Source organism: Sphingobium limneticum, assembly GCF_008710155.1.
Taxonomy (GTDB): Bacteria; Pseudomonadota; Alphaproteobacteria; order Sphingomonadales; family Sphingomonadaceae; genus Sphingobium; species Sphingobium limneticum.
In genome coordinates this window covers 121,169-136,310 of record NZ_VYPZ01000004.1, presented here as the reverse complement: position 1 = coordinate 136,310, position 15,142 = coordinate 121,169, and the positions used below count along the sequence as shown (strand labels likewise).

The 15,142-nt window shown below is 64.5% G+C and carries 15 protein-coding genes; 7 read left to right on the top strand and 8 right to left on the bottom strand.

Features of this window, described 5'->3' with window-relative positions:
- Window positions 1-105 precede the first annotated feature (105 nt).
- Complete coding sequence (locus tag F4U94_RS06940; RefSeq protein WP_120250310.1) at window positions 106-2,424, bottom strand: TonB-dependent receptor; 2,319 nt, start codon at window positions 2,422-2,424, stop codon at window positions 106-108.
- 220 nt (window positions 2,425-2,644) lie between these two features.
- Here F4U94_RS06940 and F4U94_RS06935 point away from each other — a divergent pair, with 220 nt between their 5' ends.
- From F4U94_RS06935 to F4U94_RS06920, 4 genes are all read left to right on the top strand, one after another.
- The gene (locus F4U94_RS06935) at window positions 2,645-3,361 is read left to right on the top strand and encodes a GntR family transcriptional regulator (RefSeq protein ID WP_170271915.1); all 717 of its coding nucleotides are present in this window, start codon (window positions 2,645-2,647) and stop codon (window positions 3,359-3,361) included.
- Between the two features lie 131 nt (window positions 3,362-3,492).
- The gene (locus F4U94_RS06930) at window positions 3,493-3,807 is read left to right on the top strand and encodes an EthD family reductase (RefSeq protein WP_120250312.1); all 315 of its coding nucleotides are present in this window, start codon (window positions 3,493-3,495) and stop codon (window positions 3,805-3,807) included.
- A 24-nt stretch (window positions 3,808-3,831) separates the two neighbouring features.
- A complete protein-coding gene (locus F4U94_RS06925) occupies window positions 3,832-5,016 on the top strand; it encodes an Rv3169 family protein (protein ID WP_120250313.1) in 1,185 nt (394 codons plus the stop codon).
- 13 nt (window positions 5,017-5,029) lie between these two features.
- Window positions 5,030-6,013, top strand: coding sequence for a phosphotransferase family protein (locus F4U94_RS06920; protein WP_120250314.1), 984 nt, complete (start codon window positions 5,030-5,032; stop codon window positions 6,011-6,013).
- 74 nt (window positions 6,014-6,087) lie between these two features.
- On the opposite strand, the gene F4U94_RS06915 is transcribed toward F4U94_RS06920, so the two are convergent.
- Window positions 6,088-6,447: a DUF3060 domain-containing protein gene (locus F4U94_RS06915; protein ID WP_170271914.1), complete on the bottom strand. Its 360-nt coding sequence runs from the start codon at window positions 6,445-6,447 to the stop codon at window positions 6,088-6,090.
- 149 nt (window positions 6,448-6,596) lie between these two features.
- On the opposite strand from F4U94_RS06915, the gene F4U94_RS06910 reads away from it, so the two are divergent.
- The gene (locus tag F4U94_RS06910) at window positions 6,597-6,917 is read left to right on the top strand and encodes a hypothetical protein (protein ID WP_120252079.1); all 321 of its coding nucleotides are present in this window, start codon (window positions 6,597-6,599) and stop codon (window positions 6,915-6,917) included.
- Between the two features lie 191 nt (window positions 6,918-7,108).
- Here F4U94_RS06910 and F4U94_RS06905 read toward each other — a convergent pair whose 3' ends face one another.
- Genes F4U94_RS06905 through F4U94_RS06890 form a run of 4 tightly spaced genes read right to left on the bottom strand, consistent with a single transcriptional unit; the run spans window position 7,109 to window position 10,578 of the window.
- Window positions 7,109-7,519 carry an acetyl-CoA carboxylase biotin carboxyl carrier protein gene (locus tag F4U94_RS06905; RefSeq protein ID WP_120250316.1) on the bottom strand — a complete coding sequence of 137 codons (411 nt, stop codon included), beginning with the start codon at window positions 7,517-7,519 and terminating at the stop codon, window positions 7,109-7,111.
- Window positions 7,516-9,228 (bottom strand): pyruvate, phosphate dikinase, encoded by a 1,713-nt coding sequence (locus F4U94_RS06900; RefSeq protein WP_120250317.1) that lies wholly within the window; start codon window positions 9,226-9,228, stop codon window positions 7,516-7,518. The genes F4U94_RS06905 and F4U94_RS06900 overlap by 4 nt, the downstream gene beginning before the upstream one ends.
- A gap of 4 nt (window positions 9,229-9,232) precedes the next feature.
- Window positions 9,233-9,838, bottom strand: a complete 606-nt coding sequence (locus tag F4U94_RS06895) for a hypothetical protein (protein WP_120250318.1) — start codon at window positions 9,836-9,838, stop codon at window positions 9,233-9,235.
- Window positions 9,835-10,578 carry a PEP-utilizing enzyme gene (locus tag F4U94_RS06890; RefSeq protein ID WP_120250319.1) on the bottom strand — a complete coding sequence of 248 codons (744 nt, stop codon included), beginning with the start codon at window positions 10,576-10,578 and terminating at the stop codon, window positions 9,835-9,837. Before F4U94_RS06890 ends, F4U94_RS06895 begins: the two co-directional genes overlap by 4 nt.
- A 161-nt stretch (window positions 10,579-10,739) precedes the next feature.
- Here F4U94_RS06890 and surE point away from each other — a divergent pair, with 161 nt between their 5' ends.
- On the top strand, window positions 10,740-11,531 hold the full coding sequence (gene surE / locus F4U94_RS06885) for a 5'/3'-nucleotidase SurE (protein ID WP_120250320.1): 792 nt from the start codon (window positions 10,740-10,742) through the stop codon (window positions 11,529-11,531).
- On the top strand, window positions 11,528-12,190 hold the full coding sequence (locus F4U94_RS06880) for a GntR family transcriptional regulator (protein ID WP_120250321.1): 663 nt from the start codon (window positions 11,528-11,530) through the stop codon (window positions 12,188-12,190). The genes surE and F4U94_RS06880 overlap by 4 nt, the downstream gene beginning before the upstream one ends.
- A gap of 125 nt (window positions 12,191-12,315) precedes the next feature.
- Here F4U94_RS06880 and F4U94_RS06875 read toward each other — a convergent pair whose 3' ends face one another.
- Together F4U94_RS06875 and F4U94_RS06870 are read right to left on the bottom strand one after the other, a co-directional pair.
- Complete coding sequence (locus tag F4U94_RS06875) at window positions 12,316-13,542, bottom strand: thiolase family protein (protein ID WP_120250322.1); 1,227 nt, start codon at window positions 13,540-13,542, stop codon at window positions 12,316-12,318.
- Window positions 13,542-15,092 (bottom strand): class I adenylate-forming enzyme family protein, encoded by a 1,551-nt coding sequence (locus F4U94_RS06870; RefSeq protein ID WP_120250323.1) that lies wholly within the window; start codon window positions 15,090-15,092, stop codon window positions 13,542-13,544. The genes F4U94_RS06875 and F4U94_RS06870 overlap by 1 nt, the downstream gene beginning before the upstream one ends.
- Window positions 15,093-15,142 lie beyond the last annotated feature (50 nt).

Sequence of the window (15,142 nt, the reverse complement as noted above, 5' to 3'; positions counted from 1 at the left end):
CCCATTGTCCTTCTCCCAGATTTCGCGCCCGCTTCTTGCAGGTCGCCTTCATGATCTTGCGAAAAGGCCCGCCATGGGCTTGCCATGGCGGGCCTTTTTATAGGTTCACATCTTGAAGCTGGCGGTGACGCCATAGGTGGCCGGCATGCCGGTCAACCGCCAGATCGTGTCGTAACCGACCTGCACATTGTACCAATAATATTTGTTTGTGACGTTGCGGCCCCACAGCGTAGCGGACCAGCGACCGTCCCGCGACCCGACCCCAACCCGCGCGCCGAACAAGGTGTAGGCATCGATGCGCAAGGACGGCGTCTGCGCCAGATCGGCATAGGTGGCGCTGTTATAGGTCATGTCGCCGCCGATGATCAGGTCGGTCCCACCGCCCTGAATGGGAAGGCGATATTCGATATCGGCCGTGCTGGTCCATTTGGGCGAGAAGTTGAACGACTTGCCCGACAGGTCGGTCGGCATGTTGAACGCATCGAAACCTGCGAAATTCTTGATCTTGGAGTCCGCATAGGACAGCGCGCCGCGCAGCGTCAGCCCGTCCGACGGCTTGACGACGGCATCCAGATCGAAGCCTTTGACGGTCGATTTCGGCACGTTGGCCAGCACGGGCAGCAGGCCGAAGACCGGATCGGTCGTGTTGGTCAGCAATTGCTTGTCGCGATAATCGTAATAATAGCCGGCCAGGTTGAACTGAACCATGCGGTCGAACAGGCTCAGCTTCGTGCCGATTTCATAGGATGTCAGCTGTTCCTGCTTTACGGGCGCGAATTGCGACCGGGCCGTGGCGTTGATGACGGGATAATTGCCCGCCTTGTAACCGCGACTGACGAGCGCATAGAGGAGCGTATCGCGGCTGGGCTTGAAATTCACGCCCGCGCGCCAGCTGACATTATCCTCCTTGAAACGTTGCACCGGGAATGGCGCGGTGAAGGTCGCATTGTCCAGCGTCACGCAGCCGCCCGGCACGGTCAGAGGCCCGCCGAACAGCCCGTTGATGACATTGGAAAAGCTGCCATCGCCGGCATCCGCGCTACATGCCTGATTGCTGTGCTTGAGCGACGTATAGCGGATACCGCCGATCAGGGTAATCTGGTCGGTCACCGCATATTCGACATTGCCGAACGCCGCCCAGCTCTTGTTGGTCTGGCGGCCGCGATTCTCGTTGAAGAATATGTCGCCCACGCCATCGGGATTGCCGGGCGTCGCGCCGACATTGGTGGTGCTGGACAATATGCCGCCGAAATCCTGGAGCGAGCTTTCATAGCTGTTGTCGGTGCTGTAATTGCCGCCGACCGTCACCAGCGCGCCGCCGAACTGGCCCGCCAGACGGAATTCCTGATTGAACGCCTCCACATGGCCGCTGGTCGTGACGTAGCTGAGGCCCAGGCTGGTGCCGTCATTATCGAACACGCTATGGATCTTGGCATAGGCATAGTTGGACAGGGATGTGAGCGTGACTTTGTCCGCCACTTCATAATCGACCCGCAGGATCGCCTGCCCCATCTTGTTGTCGCGTTCGAAATCGCGGCCGGCATCCCAGTCGGCCTGACGCGCATTACGGCGCGGGCTTGGCTGGGTGAAGAGCGCGGGGCTGGCCTGCGTCGCGACGCGCGGCGAGGCGGCGAAGAATTGCGGGATCTGATTGTCGGACGTGTCGATCCAGCCGTTGAGGTTGAGCGACACTGTCAGGCGATCGCTGGGTTGCCAATCGAGCAGCAGGCGGCCGGCGACCTTGCGCTGCGCACCGATGCTGCCGCTGCGGGTATAATTTTCCTGCCAGTCGCCCGACCGGGTGCCGCCCACGGCAAGCCGCGCCGACAGGGTGGAACTGATAGGCCCACTGACGAAGGCTTCGCCCTGAAATGTGTTGAACCGGCCGAAGGTGCCGGTCGCGCCGGCAGTGAAATCCTTCGTCGGCTTGTTGGCGATATAGTTGATCGCGCCGCCGGTGCTGTTCTGCCCGAACAAGGTGCCCTGAGGCCCCTTCAGCACTTCGACCCGCTCCAGGTCGAATATCGGCCCCTGCGTCATCGGGCCATAAGGCAGCGCCGCCTGATCCAGATAGATGCTGACCGTCGGCTGCGCGCCGAGGTTGGAGGAATTGAAGCCGACGCCGCGCAATGTGTAGACCGGCGTGCCGTCCGCCGCCGCCGCCACAGTCAGGGCCGGCACCACGCGCGCCAGATCCTGCGAACTGGCCACGCCCTTGTTGACCAGCGCGTCGGCGGACAGGGCGGTGATGCTGAGCCCGACATCGTTGATATTCTGCTCACGCTTGTTGGCGGTGACGATGATATCGGCATAGTTTCCGGCGGATTGCGGCGCACCGCTGTCCTGCGCCTGCACGGGATTAGCAGCCGCCAGGGCCGTAAACGAACAGCCAAGCAGCCAGGCTGATGGGGACATCAGTCGCATGGGTCTTCCTCTCCAGAAATGTGCCTGCTGTGCAGGTCGGTGCCGGAGGCCCAATCACTCCGGATGGCTTGTGTTTTCACATCCAGCCTTGTTCGTCAATATCGTTCGACGATTTTATCGGAGAAAAACGCCGAACCATGAAGTTCGACCCTTTGCGCCACCATATGGACGCGGCGCCCGCAGGACGGTATTGCCGGATCAGAAACTTGATGGATCGACGATGACCAAAGCCGCGACGAAACAGGCACCCAGCGCCAAAGACTCCCTTCCCGTGACGGAGAATGAAAGCGCGACCGACAAGGTGGCCGAAGCCATCACCCAGGGCATCCGTACCGGCGTGTTCGTGCCCGGGCAGCATTTGCTGGAGCCGGACCTGACGCGCCGCCTGGGCATCAGCCGGGGGTCGCTACGCGAGTCGCTCAAGCATCTGGCGGCGGCCGGCATCGTCACGCTGAACCGCTATCGCGGCGCCTATATCGGCCTCCTCGACCGCACGGCATCCTTGCAACTGCTCGATACGCTGGAGCCGCTGGCGCGGCTGGCGGCACGACTGGCAGCGGAAAATTGCACGAGCGCCGCGGCGCGCAACCAGATCGAGACGGCGATCGCCGACCTGGATCGCGCGGCACGATCCGGCAACCGCGCCCATTATCTGGAGTCGCGGCGCCGCTTTTACGACGCGATGATCGACCTGGGCGGCAACCGCGAACTGGCGCGCGTCATCCCCCTGTCCCGCACCGACCTGTTCCGCGCGCAGATCGAGACGGTCCAGTCCGACACGCAGCGCAAGCGCCATGCATCGGGCTATGGCCCGATCGCCAAGGCGATCATCGCCGGCGACCCGAAAAAAGCCGACTTGGCGGTGAAGAAACATTTCGACGGTACGCGCAAGACGATGACCGAATTGCCGGAAGATATATTCCCGACCATGGGCTAATCCGCGCCTTGCGGGTTAGACATAGCCCAGCCAGCGTAGATTAGCCGATGTTTTGGCTGGACGAAATCGTCAGACACATTTAGCCTTCCAGCCGACCCCGAACGAATCGGGGCATCGGTCAGGAGAGTTTCATGCTGCGCGTTTCGGCCACCTATCCGAACCTGCCGGGCAGCCATTTCGATGGCGACGACTATGTCGGCCGCCATGCCCCCTTCGCGCGCGGCCTACTGGAACCGCTCGGTCTGCGCGCCCTGCGCATCACGATCGGCACCGCCGCGCTGGACGGCGCGCCGCCGCCCTATTGGGCGCTCAGCGAACTCATCTTCGACGACCGCGACAGTTTCGATCGCGCCATGGGCATCTGTGGCGCGGCGCTGATGGGGGACGCTCCCCGCTACACCAATGTCGATCCGGTGCTGCAGATCAGCAGCCTGATCGACGCCTGACACCATAAAATCCGGGAGAATGCGATGCGGAACTTCGTGCGTCATGAAATGGACGATATCGGCCAGCTGATCGGGCTGGACGAGCTGCTCAACCACCAGATCGTCGACACCTTCTCCTCCACCGCCACGGCGGATCTGGGCTGGACCGAGAAGATCTGGACCGCGCTGGTGCGCAAGGATGGCAGCCTGTCGATCGATTTCGGCCTGGGTCGTTATCATAACCGTGGAGTTATGGATGGCTGGGCCGCCGTCGCGCGCGACGACAGCCAGTGGACCGTGCGCGCCAATCGCGAATTGCGCGACGACCCCACCGAAACGACGGTCGGCCCGCTAATTTACGAGATTATCGAGCCGTTGCACAAGGTTCGCTACGCGCTCGAAAAGAACGACGCGCAGCCGATCGCCTTCGACATCACCTTCACGTCGGAAATGCCGCCTTTCTTCGAGGACCGGCACAAGCAGCGCGAGAAGGACGGGTTCCGCATCGGCTCCGACGTGGTGCGCTATCATCAGATCGGCGTGCCGTCGGGCTGGGTCGAGATAGAGGGTGAGCGGATCGAGGTGAATCCCGAGGAATGGACCGAATATCGCGACCATAGCTGGGGCCAGCGGCTGGACGTCGGCGCGCACAGCCCGGACGTGCGCCCCTCCTCCGACTTTGGCGATGCCAAATTCGGCGAGGGCGAATTCGTGCTGCTCTGGTCGCCCTTCATGCTGACTGCGCCAAATGGCGACAAGCATGCCTATCATTTCTACTTCATGGCGAAGCAGGGCCGCATCTTCTATTCGTCGGGCTATCGCAACCATCCCGACGGGCGGCAGGAAAAGGTCGCGCGGGTGCGGCCGGAACTGACGTTCAACGATGTCGGCCGGCGCCTGCTGGGCGGCAAGGTGCATTTCGACATGATGCAGGGCGGCACCCACACGGTCGAGATCGCGGTTGCCGGGCCGACCGCCGTGCATCTGGGGCCGGGCCTCTATCTGGGCTTCGACGGCAAGAAGCATGGCGCCTGGAAAGGACCGCTGGAGGTCGAGGGCGAAAAGTTCGACGACTATACCGACCTCACCACATTGAAGCGCATGCGCCAGCTGCGCGATTGCCCGATCCTGGTTCGGGAGGGTGACGCGACCGGCCATGGCATCATGGAAACGATCATCCATGGCGCCCACCCCGACATCGGCCTGACCGCCGACAATTCGATCCTGTAAGGAGGCCTGGCATATGGCGCGCGACACCGGCCGTCTTGCGGAAGGGCTGCGCGCCTTTCTGCCCCGTGGCGCCGGCATTACGGGGGTAAAGACCCTGTCGGCCGGCCACAGCAACGAAACCTATCTGGTGGAGGGGCTGAACGAAATATTGCGTATGCCCCCGTCCGAGGAGGGGCTGTTGCCGCCGTACGACATGGCGCGGCAGCATGCGGTATTGTCGGCGGTGAAGGCGCATGCGCCTTCGGTGCCGCTGCCCGCGATGCTGGAACTCAGCACCGATCCATCGGTGATCGGCGACGAGTTTTTCCTGATGGAATGTGTGCCTGGCGATGCCTTCGAATATGTCACGCCCGACTGGGTGAAGGCCGATCCGGTGGCGGTGCCCGACAGCATCTGCCGCCAATGGTTCGACGCGGTGATCGGCCTGCACACTATGCCCGTACGCGAAATGCCGCCGGGCGGGCGGACCGTGCAGCAGGAGGCGCAGCATTGGCTGGACGTCGCCCGCTCCGCCGAGGCGACCACCGACCTGATCGGCGTGCTGGAGGATCTGACCGCCCGGCCGCCACGCCCATCAGGCGCACCGACTCCCGTGCATGGCGACCCCAAACATGGGAATTGTTTGTGGCATCAGGGGCGGCTGACCGCCCTGCTCGACTGGGAAATGGCGCAGATTTCCGAACCCCTGCTCGACCTGGGCTATATATTGATGTTCCATGATCAGGGGGAAGCATCTCTGGCCGATGCAGGGTTCGAGCAACCCGGATGGTGGTCGCCCGAACGCATGATCGCGGAATGGGAGAAGGGCACGGGCCGCACGGCGGTGGACGTCGCCCGCTATACCGTATTGGGTCAGGCAAAGGTCGCGGCGATCATCGCCCTGGGCGCCTATCTCTTCACCAGCGGCAAGGTGGCGGACGTGCGGTTCAAGGCGTTCGGCGCGGTGCTGCCGGCCTACACCAAATTGCTGGTGAGCCGGGCGATGGCGGCGGCCTGACAGTCATAGAGTCCGCCGCCAAACACCGTTCGACCGACAGGATCGGTCCGAACGGTGTTTGGCGGCATGATATGTCAGCGCGCGCGCGTCACGCTGTTGCCGACGCCAGCGCTGCTGACTTTGGGCGCAGTCTTGCCGGGCGTGCGCCAGCTGACCTTGTTGCTGATCCCTTCCACCTTGATCGTCGATTGGGCGGCCATCTGCGCGGTGACGACGTTGCCTGAGCCTTCGACGGTCAGATGGGTGCAGGCCCCTTCGACCGTCACCTGATTATCGGTGCCCGTCACGCTCGCCTTGCCAGCCGCGCAGTCGAGCGTGGAGTGTTCGCCCGATCCTTCGAGAACCGCCTGCGCATGGGCGGGCGTCATGACAGCAACGCAGGCGAAGAGCGCGGCGCCGGTCGCGGCGATCCGGAACGAGCTTTTATTGGCCATTATCATCATCCTCCTTGTTCGGGATGATGGGTGGCACAGCCCTTGTGGTTGCTCGTGACAGTTGCGACGAACGGGCGCGGGCGCACGATGACCAGCTTGGTCGGGTCGATAAGGCTGGCTTGCCGGCCCGCGCCTGCTATGGCGGCGCGATGCTCAACATGCACAATCAGGCCGGGACCGTCCTCGTCGACGAGGTCACATATGAATGGGAACTCCGGCGCGAGCCGCAATGGAGCGACGCCGACGGCTGGCGGGGCATGACGATCGCCCTGTTGCAGACCGATACGCAGCGCGAGGCAGTGCTCGAATTTCCGCCGCCCAAGCGGCTGCTCAAGGGCTTGCAGCGCGGGCGGCTCCAGATCAACGACGCGATCGTCTCACGCGGTATCCGCGCGGCGCTGGCGGCGGGATGGGAACCGACGTCGCGCGGCAAGCCGGTCGTGTTCACGGTGGATGCGGACGGGAATTGAGGGAGACGGGTAACAGTGTGCCGCCCTATTCATTCGTCACGCTGACTTGTCGTTCTGCACCATGTCCCGCCATGCCGGGCGCGACCCGGCATCCCGCTTCTTTCCGAACATAATGGGTGAAGACAGGCGGGCCCCCGGATCAAGTCCGGGGTGACGGTGAAAGTTAGACGCCTATATGATCTTAGATGGCGTCACGCCGCCAGCAAACGTACCAACGGGGCGGCATATTCGATCAGGGCGCCGGGTTCCGCAAGGACTTCGGTAACGAGGCCAGGCTGATCGGCACAAAGGTCGATCGGTTCACCCAGCAACTCGATCCGCGCCACCGCATCGCCCGCCGCCACGGCGCTGCCCACGGCCAGAGCCGACACGAAGGAGGCTATGTGCGGGGCGCTGACGAGTTGCTCCGCCTTGGCCGCCTCCACCAGTATGGCAGGCACAGGCGCAGCCTCCACAGCGACCGGCGCATGGAGCGGGTTGGCGCCGCCGCCGGGCGTCGCGACGAACAACTCATAGTCGCCGGAGCGTAGATGAATGTCGGCATAGCCCGACTGGCGGAACAGGCGCAGCAGGGCGCGCGTGTCGGTGATGATATCGGTCATGCGGCTTCCCCCAGCAAGGCGAGCAGCGCGGGCAGCACCGGCTCCGTTACGATGGTCTGCACCCCCTGCGCGCGGGCGATGCGGGCTGTGTCGGGATTGGCCAGCGTCGCGCCCCGCGCGGCAGACGCACCATTCAGCAGCGCGGGCAGTTCGTCCGGCTCCCCGCCCGACCAGAGCGCGTCAATATCGATCACCCCGTCCAAGCCCGCAGCGTCGGCCGGGCGCAGGACGCGCACCGGGCTGCGTTCGCGCGCCCATATGATCAGCTGAGCAAGGCGGCTGTCGCCCGCCTCATCGGGCATTTCGACCGGCAATTCGCCAGCATAGACGCGGCCCGTTTCGCCATCGACGGTGACGAGGGCGCCGGGTTGCGGCCCCCTACCATCGCCGACGCCGACCACGCAGGGGCGGCCGAGCGCGCGGCTGACGACGGCGGCGTGGGAGGTGGACCCGCCCTGCTCCGTCACCACCGCCTTTGCCGCGATCATGCCATGGATATCGTCGGGGCTGGTGGTCGCGCGGACCAGGATCACGGCCTCTCCAGCGGCGGCGCGCCGTTCGGCTTCGTCGGGATCGGTGACGACCGTGCCGCAGGCGACGCCGGGGCAGGCCCCCTCCCCCTGCGCGACGATGGCGGCATCCTGCGCGCCGGTACCCAGGCGCGGCAGCAGCAGCGCGCGTACCTGTTCGGGACTGACTCGGGACAGCGCCTGATCGATATCGATCAGCCCTTCACCGACCATCTCCACCGCCGCGCGCACCGACGCGTCGGGGGCGCGCTTGGCCGATCGGGCCTGAAGCAGATAGAGGGTGCCGCTCTGCACGGTAAATTCGATATCCTGCATGTCGCGATGCTCGCGCTCCAGCCGGGCCGTCGCGTCGAGCAGCGCGGTGTGGGCGGCCGGATCGAGATCGCGCATGGCGTCGAGGGCGAGCGGCGTGAACTTGCCGGACACGACATCCTCCCCCTGCGCGCGGGGCAGATATTCGCCATAGGGCAAGGCTTCGCCGGTCAGCGGATTGCGGCTGAACAAGACACCGGTGCCGCTGCGATCGTCCAGATTGCCGAACACCATCGCCTGGATGGTGACGGCGGTGCCCATGTCGTGCGGAATCCCATTATGCTCGCGATATTTCTTCGCGCGGCGGGTGTTCCAGCTGTCGAACACGGCGCGGACGGCGCCGGTCAGGCATTCTCGCGGGGTGGCGGGCACATCGACCTGCGTGCGCCAGTCGGCCGGGTTGGCGTCATGATCCAGCTCGACCGGCATCTTCAGCACGATCGAGGCGTAAAGTTCAAGAAAGCGGCGATGCGTGTCGCGCGCGAAATCCGGCAGGCCGGATTCGGCGGCGAGCGCGCTTTCCGCCGCATCGTCGATGCCCAGGTTCAGCACCGTGTCCATCATGCCGGGCATGGAAATGGCGGCACCGGACCGGACCGACAGCAGCAGCGGCTTGTCCGCGCCACCGAAATGGCGGCCGGTCGCGTCATTAAGCCAGGCGAGGCCCGCCTCTATCTCCGCCTCCAGCCCCTCAGGGAAATCGCCCTGCGCCAGATAGGCGTTGCAGGCCGCCGTCGTGATCACGAAGGCCGGGGGCACGGGCAGGTCCATGCCGCGCATCCGCGCGATCGACCAGGCCTTGCCGCCGATCAGACTGCGGTCGGGCAGGCTCGTGCCGTCCAGCAGGACGGTCCAGTTGGATGACATCAGCTTATTCCTCCCGGACCCGGCCCATGATGCGGAGCAGATCCTCGTGCAGTTCGAACCAGATGGTGTGGTAGCTGTCGCGTCGGATGTCGCTGACCCATTCATGCTCGCCATCTTCGGCGGCTTCGAGCGCGGCGAGCAGCTTTTGCGCGTAGAAGTTCATGCGCGGCCAGCCTTTGGACAAAGCCGCCAGGATCGGTTCGACCTGCTCCTGCACCTCGCCCAGGCGATCGATCACCGCTTCGTCATGGGCGCGGTCGCTATGGTCGTTGGCGACCTTGTTGCCGCCGATGCTGATCGTCTGCCAATCGGTGATGACCTGTTTCAGGGTCTTGTTCACCCGCTCGAAGGCGAGATAGGCATTCTCGAACGCCTTGTCCTGCCGCAGCGGCGCGAAGTGCAGGCCATAGCGCGCCTCCAGTGCCACGCGGGTTAGCGGGGCGAGGATGAAGGCGTTACCGGTATCGACCACCCGGCCGGTCGCCACGGCGTCGGCGAGCAGGGTCGATACGCGCGGTTCGGGCAAGCCTACCAGAGCGGCGATGGCGGCGGCGCCGGCGTGGCGTTTGATGGCGACGCCGTGGAACACCAGATCGCGGTCATTTATCATGCCGTCGCCTCCTCTTTTACGAGGCGCCAGACGCGGCCGACGCGCTCGACGCCCTGCTGATAATCCTCGGTCGTCTTGGCGGCGGCCGTCGCTTCGATCGTGACCATGTCGCCATCGGCGATGCCGGCGATCTTCGCGTTCATCAGGCAGGGAATATTATATTCGCGGGTCAGGATGCCCAAATGCGATCGCACCGTGCCGCCCGCGCAGATGACGCCGGTAAATTGCTCGATGATCGGCGCGGTCAGCGTGCCGCCGCTATCGTCGATCACCGCGATGATGCCGGGCGGAACGCCGTTGGTCAGATAATCCAGCACCCGTTCATTGGTGCGGATGAAGCGGGCGATACCGGTGATGTCGGCGTCATGACGTACCACATTGTCGCCCACGCCGGCGAGCGCACGGCCGGTTTCGTCCGGATCACCCTGCGGCGCGTCGGGGTGGGAGAAACTCTCATCCACCTGATCGCCATCGCCGCGCGATTTATAGATATCCGGCCGTTCCGCGACCGAAATGCCGGCCGACCAGTCGAAGCGATGGCCGGTGGCGAGCAGGCGCCGCTCCACATCCGCCAGATCCGCCTTGGTCAGGGCCGCGCCGCTGATGCGAAAGCCGTCCCAATCCTGTCCCGATTGCGCGAAACGGTCGCGAAGCCTTTCCTGCACAAGGCTCAGCGTCGCCTCCACCAGCGACGAAGCCGGCGGGCGCCCCTTGTGCGCGCTATCGATGGGCAACCCCATACATCTCTCCTGTTTTTCACGAGTCTGCGCTCTCCCCCTCGATGTGCCGGGTCGTAGCATTTCTGTCAAGCATCTGACAGATGAAATCGTAGGACGATATTGACGGCAAACTTCGACTCATCTAGCTTGGGCGTCAAACAAGTCGATCCGGGAGAGAATGTGTGACCGCCAAGCCCAATCCGCGCGTGTTGATCGTGAATGACGATGGCATAGACGCGCCCGGCATCCTGCTGCTGGAAGAGGTGGTGCGCCAGTTCACCGACGATATATGGGTGGTGGCGCCGGACGAGGAACGGTCGGGTGCGGGGCACAGCCTGTCGCTATCCTACCCGATCCGGGTGAAGCAGCGCGACGAGCGGCATTTCGCGGTCAAGGGCACGCCGACCGACTGCGCGCTGCTGGGCGTCTATGAATTGCTGGGCGACAAACGGCCCGACCTGCTGCTGTCTGGCATCAATCGCGGGCCGAACCTGGCGGAGGATATCACCTATTCGGGTACGGCATCGGCGGCGATCGAGGGCGCGATGCTGGGCATTCCGTCGATCGCACTCAGCCAGATATGGAGTTATCAGACGCCGGTGCATTGGGATACGGCGCGCCATTATACGGCGCAGATCTTGCCGCAGCTGCTTGGTCTGGAATGGACGCAGGGCAGTTTCGTCAACGTGAATTTCCCGCATTGTCCGCTGGATGAGGTGAGCGGCGTGCGGGTCACTCGCCAAGGCATGCGCCCACCCGGCTCCTTCCGCCCGATCCCGCGCATCGATGAACGGCATGTGCCCTATTATTGGATCAAGATCGCCTTCCCGGACGGCGGCGCGGCACAGGGCAATGATCTGGCCGCCGCGCGCGACAATGCGGTGTCGATCACGCCGATGCAGCTGGACATGACCGCGCACGACCAGCTGGCGCATTTCCGCACACTGTTCGAAACCGAACCGGTGGGAGCATGAACGCGCCCGCCACGATCGGCACGACCGAAAAGGTCGCCGACGCCATCCGATCCGGCATCCGCACCGGCCAGTTCGTGCCGGGCCAGCATCTGGTCGAGGCGGAACTGACGCTGCGGCTGGGGATCAGCCGATCGTCCTTGCGGGAGGCTTTGCGGCATCTGTCGGGGGACGGGATCGTCGCGATCCATCGCTATCGCGGCGCGCATATCAACCGGCTGACCCGGCGGGAGGTGCGCGACCTGCTGGAGGTGCTGGAGCAGTTGGTGCGGCTGGCCGCACGGCTGGGCGCGGCGTCGGGCCATGCCAATCGCAGCCTGATGGACGCGGCGCTGGATGCGGCACGGCGGCATGACGAGGATGGCGACCATCGCAGCTATATCGCGGTGCGGCAGGCCTTCTACGACTGCCTGTTCGAGGTGGCGGGCAACCGGGAATTGCCGCGGGTGACGCCGCTGCGTCGCGCCGACCTGTTCCGTGCGCAGATCCGCCCCTACCAGACCCGCGCGCAGCAGGATTCGCATACCGAAGGCTATCGGGCGATCGCGCAGACGGTGAATGATGGCGATGTGGAGGCAGCGGAGGCAGCGGTCGCGGCGCTGTTTGCGCAAACCAATGCGATGGTGGACGAATTGCCGGACGTGGCGTTCGATGTGGAGTGAGGGCTTCCCGCTCACCCGTTCGCCAATAATCGTCATTCCCGCGAAAGCGGGAACCCATCTCCCAACTTTGTCCATGAGGAGAGCATCGGAGATGGATTCCCGCCTTCGCGGGAATGACGAGTTTTTCAGGATGAAGTAAGGATCGTCACAGCGCTCAGCCCATCCTCAACCCCATAAAAACCACCGCTATTTTCCGCCAGCGCGACGCGCGCGCCGTCCACCTGACGCTGGCCGGCCTCTCCACGCAACTGCGTCACCAGGTCGTGGATCTGGCCCAGCCCCGTGGCGCCCAGCGGATGCCCCTTCGACACCAGGCCGCCCGACACATTGACCGGAATGCGCCCGCCCAGCGCCGTCACGCCAGCCTCTGCATCATGCCCCGCCTGCCCAGGCGCGCTGAGGCCGAGTGCTTCCACTTGCACGATTTCACCCGATGAACTGGCATCATGCACTTCGGCGACATGCACGTCCTGCGGGCCGATGCCGGCCTTCTCATAAGCGCGGGCCGACACGATGCGGGTGACATGATTGGCATAATCGTCGGGCGCGCGGTCGGTGCCGCTCTGCGATTCGGTCGCCAGCACGCGGACCGCGCGCGCCTGCGGAAAGCGGCCGAGCAAATCGCCGGCGCACAGGACCGCCGCCGCCGCGCCATCGCTGATCGGGGCGCACATCGGCACGGTCAGCGGCCAGCTGACATTGGGCGCGGCCAGCACCTCCTCGATGCTCATGGCATTGCGATATTGGGACAGCGGGTTGAACTGCGAATGGCTATGGTTCTTGGCGGAGACGGCCGCGATCTGGCGCTGGGTCGTGCCGTATGTGGCCATGTAAAGACGCGCCTGCGCGGCATAGGCGTCCATCATGATATTGGGGCCGGGGCCGTCCAGCCCATCCGGCGCGGGCGCCAGCATGCCCTTCGTACCGTCGATATAGCGCTGCGCCTCGATCGCATCGAGCGGCTGCTGGAACACGGCGAAACGCTTTGCGCGATCGGCGCTGTAGAGCTTTTCCACGCCCACGATCAGCGCCACATCGGTCAGGCCGGCGCGAATATAGTCTGCCGCAACATGCAGGCCGATCGTCGCGCTGGCGCAGGCGGCCTCCACATGCAGCACGCGCACGCCCTGAATGCCCAGCGGCCGCAGCGCATATTCGCCGGGGATCGACATTTCGCCGGCGAAGAAGCCCTGAATGACATTGCTGTATATCGCCATGCCGAGATCACTAGCCTTCGCCCCGGCATCGGCCAGCGCTTCACCGACCGCCTGCTGCGCCAGGTCGCTATGGATCCGGTCGAGATGCCGGCCGAAGGGCGTCATGCCGACGCCGATGATATGGACGTCGCGCATCAGATTTTCCTTCCGGCCTCTTCCCAATAGGGTTTGCGCAATTCCGCGCGCGATACCTTGCCTGCGTTGGTGCGGGGCAGCTGGCGGACGATCTCGATCCGCTTGGGCGTCTTGACCGCGCCCAGCGCCTCGCGGGCGAAGGCGATCAGGGTCGCTTCCTGTGGCTTGTGGCCGGGGCGGGCCTCGACAAAGGCGATCACCGCCTCCCCCCATTTTTCGTCGGGGATGCCGACGACGGCGCAATCCTGCACGGCATCATGGGCCAGCAACGCCTTTTCCACCTCGGCCGGATAGACGTTGAAGCCGCCGGATATGATCATGTCCTTTTTGCGGTCCACGACATAGAACCAGCCGTCTTCGTCCCGTACGCCGATGTCGCCGGTGTGATGCCAGCCATGGGTCGAGACTTCGGCTGTCGCCTGCGGATTCTTGTAATAGCCCGCCATCACCAGCGGCCCGCGCACGACGATCTCGCCGCGCTCGCCGGGGGGAAGGATGTTGCCCTCATCATCCATGATCTCGACGATGGAGAGCAGGTTGGGGCGGCCGCAACTGCCGGGATGGGCGAGCTCGCCCGCCGCGTTCAGATGTTCGTGCGGCGGCATGGCGGTGACGCACATGGGCGCTTCGGTCTGGCCGAAACTGGCGTTCATGACCGGACCGAAGATGGCGATCGCTTGCCTCAGCCGGTCGAGCGACATGGGCGCGCCGGCATAGCTGATATATTGCAGGCTGGAGAAATCGGCCTGCGCCACGCCGGGGTGCGAGAGCAGCATGTAGATCGCCGTGGGCGGCAGGAACATATAGGTGACGCGGTGCCGTTCGATCGCGTCGATCACCGGACCGGGTTCGAATTTGGGCAGGATTACGACCGTGCCGCCCAGCGCCATGCTGGCCAGCGCGAGCGGGCCGGCGGCATGGGTCATGGGCGCGGCCACCATATTCACAGGCGGCATGGTCATCGGCATCGACGCGACCAGACTGGAGACGAGCGCCTGCCAATTGCCGTTGGTCAGCATCACCCCCTTCGACCGGCCGGTGGTGCCGCCGGTATTGGCGAGGAAGCCGAGTTCTTGCGGGTCGCCGGTGCGGCGTTGCAGGACTGGTGGGGCGTCTGGTTCAAGGCGATCTTCGAGGAAGAAGTCGGCTTCGTCGAACGCCCGGTCGAGCGCGATATAGCGGCGTATGTTCGGGCATTGCGCCCGAAACTCGACGATGCGGTCCGCCACTTCGGAATGGACGAACAAAGTGTCGATATCGAGCAGGTCGAACAGATAGGCGTTCTCGCTTGTGCTGGCCCGGTTATTGGCCATCGCCCACACGCCATCGGCGCGCAGTATGCCCAGCACCGCCTCGAACGCGACCATGGCGTTGCCGCTCAGCACGGCGGCATGGGCGCCCGGCGCGAAGCCGTCCGCGATCAACAGCGCGGCGATGGCATTCACGCGGGTCGCGACCTGCGCATAGGTTTTTTGCGTGTCGCCCTCGATCATGCAGGGCTTGTCATGCGCGATGCGCAGGCCGCGATCGAAATAGTCGATCATTCGCATGGGTTAACTCCCAGACACCCGTTCGTGCCGAGTAGGGACTGAGCGAAGTC

Excerpts from the sequence above, each read along its gene's own strand:
- F4U94_RS06915 (WP_170271914.1), bottom strand. The coding sequence starts at position 6,447 with ATGGCCAATAAAAGCTCGTTCCGGATCGCCGCGACCGGCGCCGCGCTC.
- F4U94_RS06925 (WP_120250313.1), top strand. The coding sequence starts at position 3,832 with ATGCGGAACTTCGTGCGTCATGAAATGGACGATATCGGCCAGCTGATC.
- F4U94_RS06920 (WP_120250314.1), top strand. The coding sequence starts at position 5,030 with ATGGCGCGCGACACCGGCCGTCTTGCGGAAGGGCTGCGCGCCTTTCTG.
- F4U94_RS06900 (WP_120250317.1), bottom strand. The coding sequence starts at position 9,228 with ATGTCATCCAACTGGACCGTCCTGCTGGACGGCACGAGCCTGCCCGAC.
- F4U94_RS06935 (WP_170271915.1), top strand. The coding sequence starts at position 2,645 with ATGACCAAAGCCGCGACGAAACAGGCACCCAGCGCCAAAGACTCCCTT.
- F4U94_RS06940 (WP_120250310.1), bottom strand. The coding sequence starts at position 2,424 with ATGCGACTGATGTCCCCATCAGCCTGGCTGCTTGGCTGTTCGTTTACG.
- F4U94_RS06890 (WP_120250319.1), bottom strand. The coding sequence starts at position 10,578 with ATGGGGTTGCCCATCGATAGCGCGCACAAGGGGCGCCCGCCGGCTTCG.
- F4U94_RS06895 (WP_120250318.1), bottom strand. The coding sequence starts at position 9,838 with ATGATAAATGACCGCGATCTGGTGTTCCACGGCGTCGCCATCAAACGC.
- F4U94_RS06880 (WP_120250321.1), top strand. The coding sequence starts at position 11,528 with ATGAACGCGCCCGCCACGATCGGCACGACCGAAAAGGTCGCCGACGCC.
- F4U94_RS06930 (WP_120250312.1), top strand. The coding sequence starts at position 3,493 with ATGCTGCGCGTTTCGGCCACCTATCCGAACCTGCCGGGCAGCCATTTC.
- F4U94_RS06870 (WP_120250323.1), bottom strand. The coding sequence starts at position 15,092 with ATGCGAATGATCGACTATTTCGATCGCGGCCTGCGCATCGCGCATGAC.
- F4U94_RS06910 (WP_120252079.1), top strand. The coding sequence starts at position 6,597 with ATGCTCAACATGCACAATCAGGCCGGGACCGTCCTCGTCGACGAGGTC.
- F4U94_RS06875 (WP_120250322.1), bottom strand. The coding sequence starts at position 13,542 with ATGCGCGACGTCCATATCATCGGCGTCGGCATGACGCCCTTCGGCCGG.
- F4U94_RS06905 (WP_120250316.1), bottom strand. The coding sequence starts at position 7,519 with ATGACCGATATCATCACCGACACGCGCGCCCTGCTGCGCCTGTTCCGC.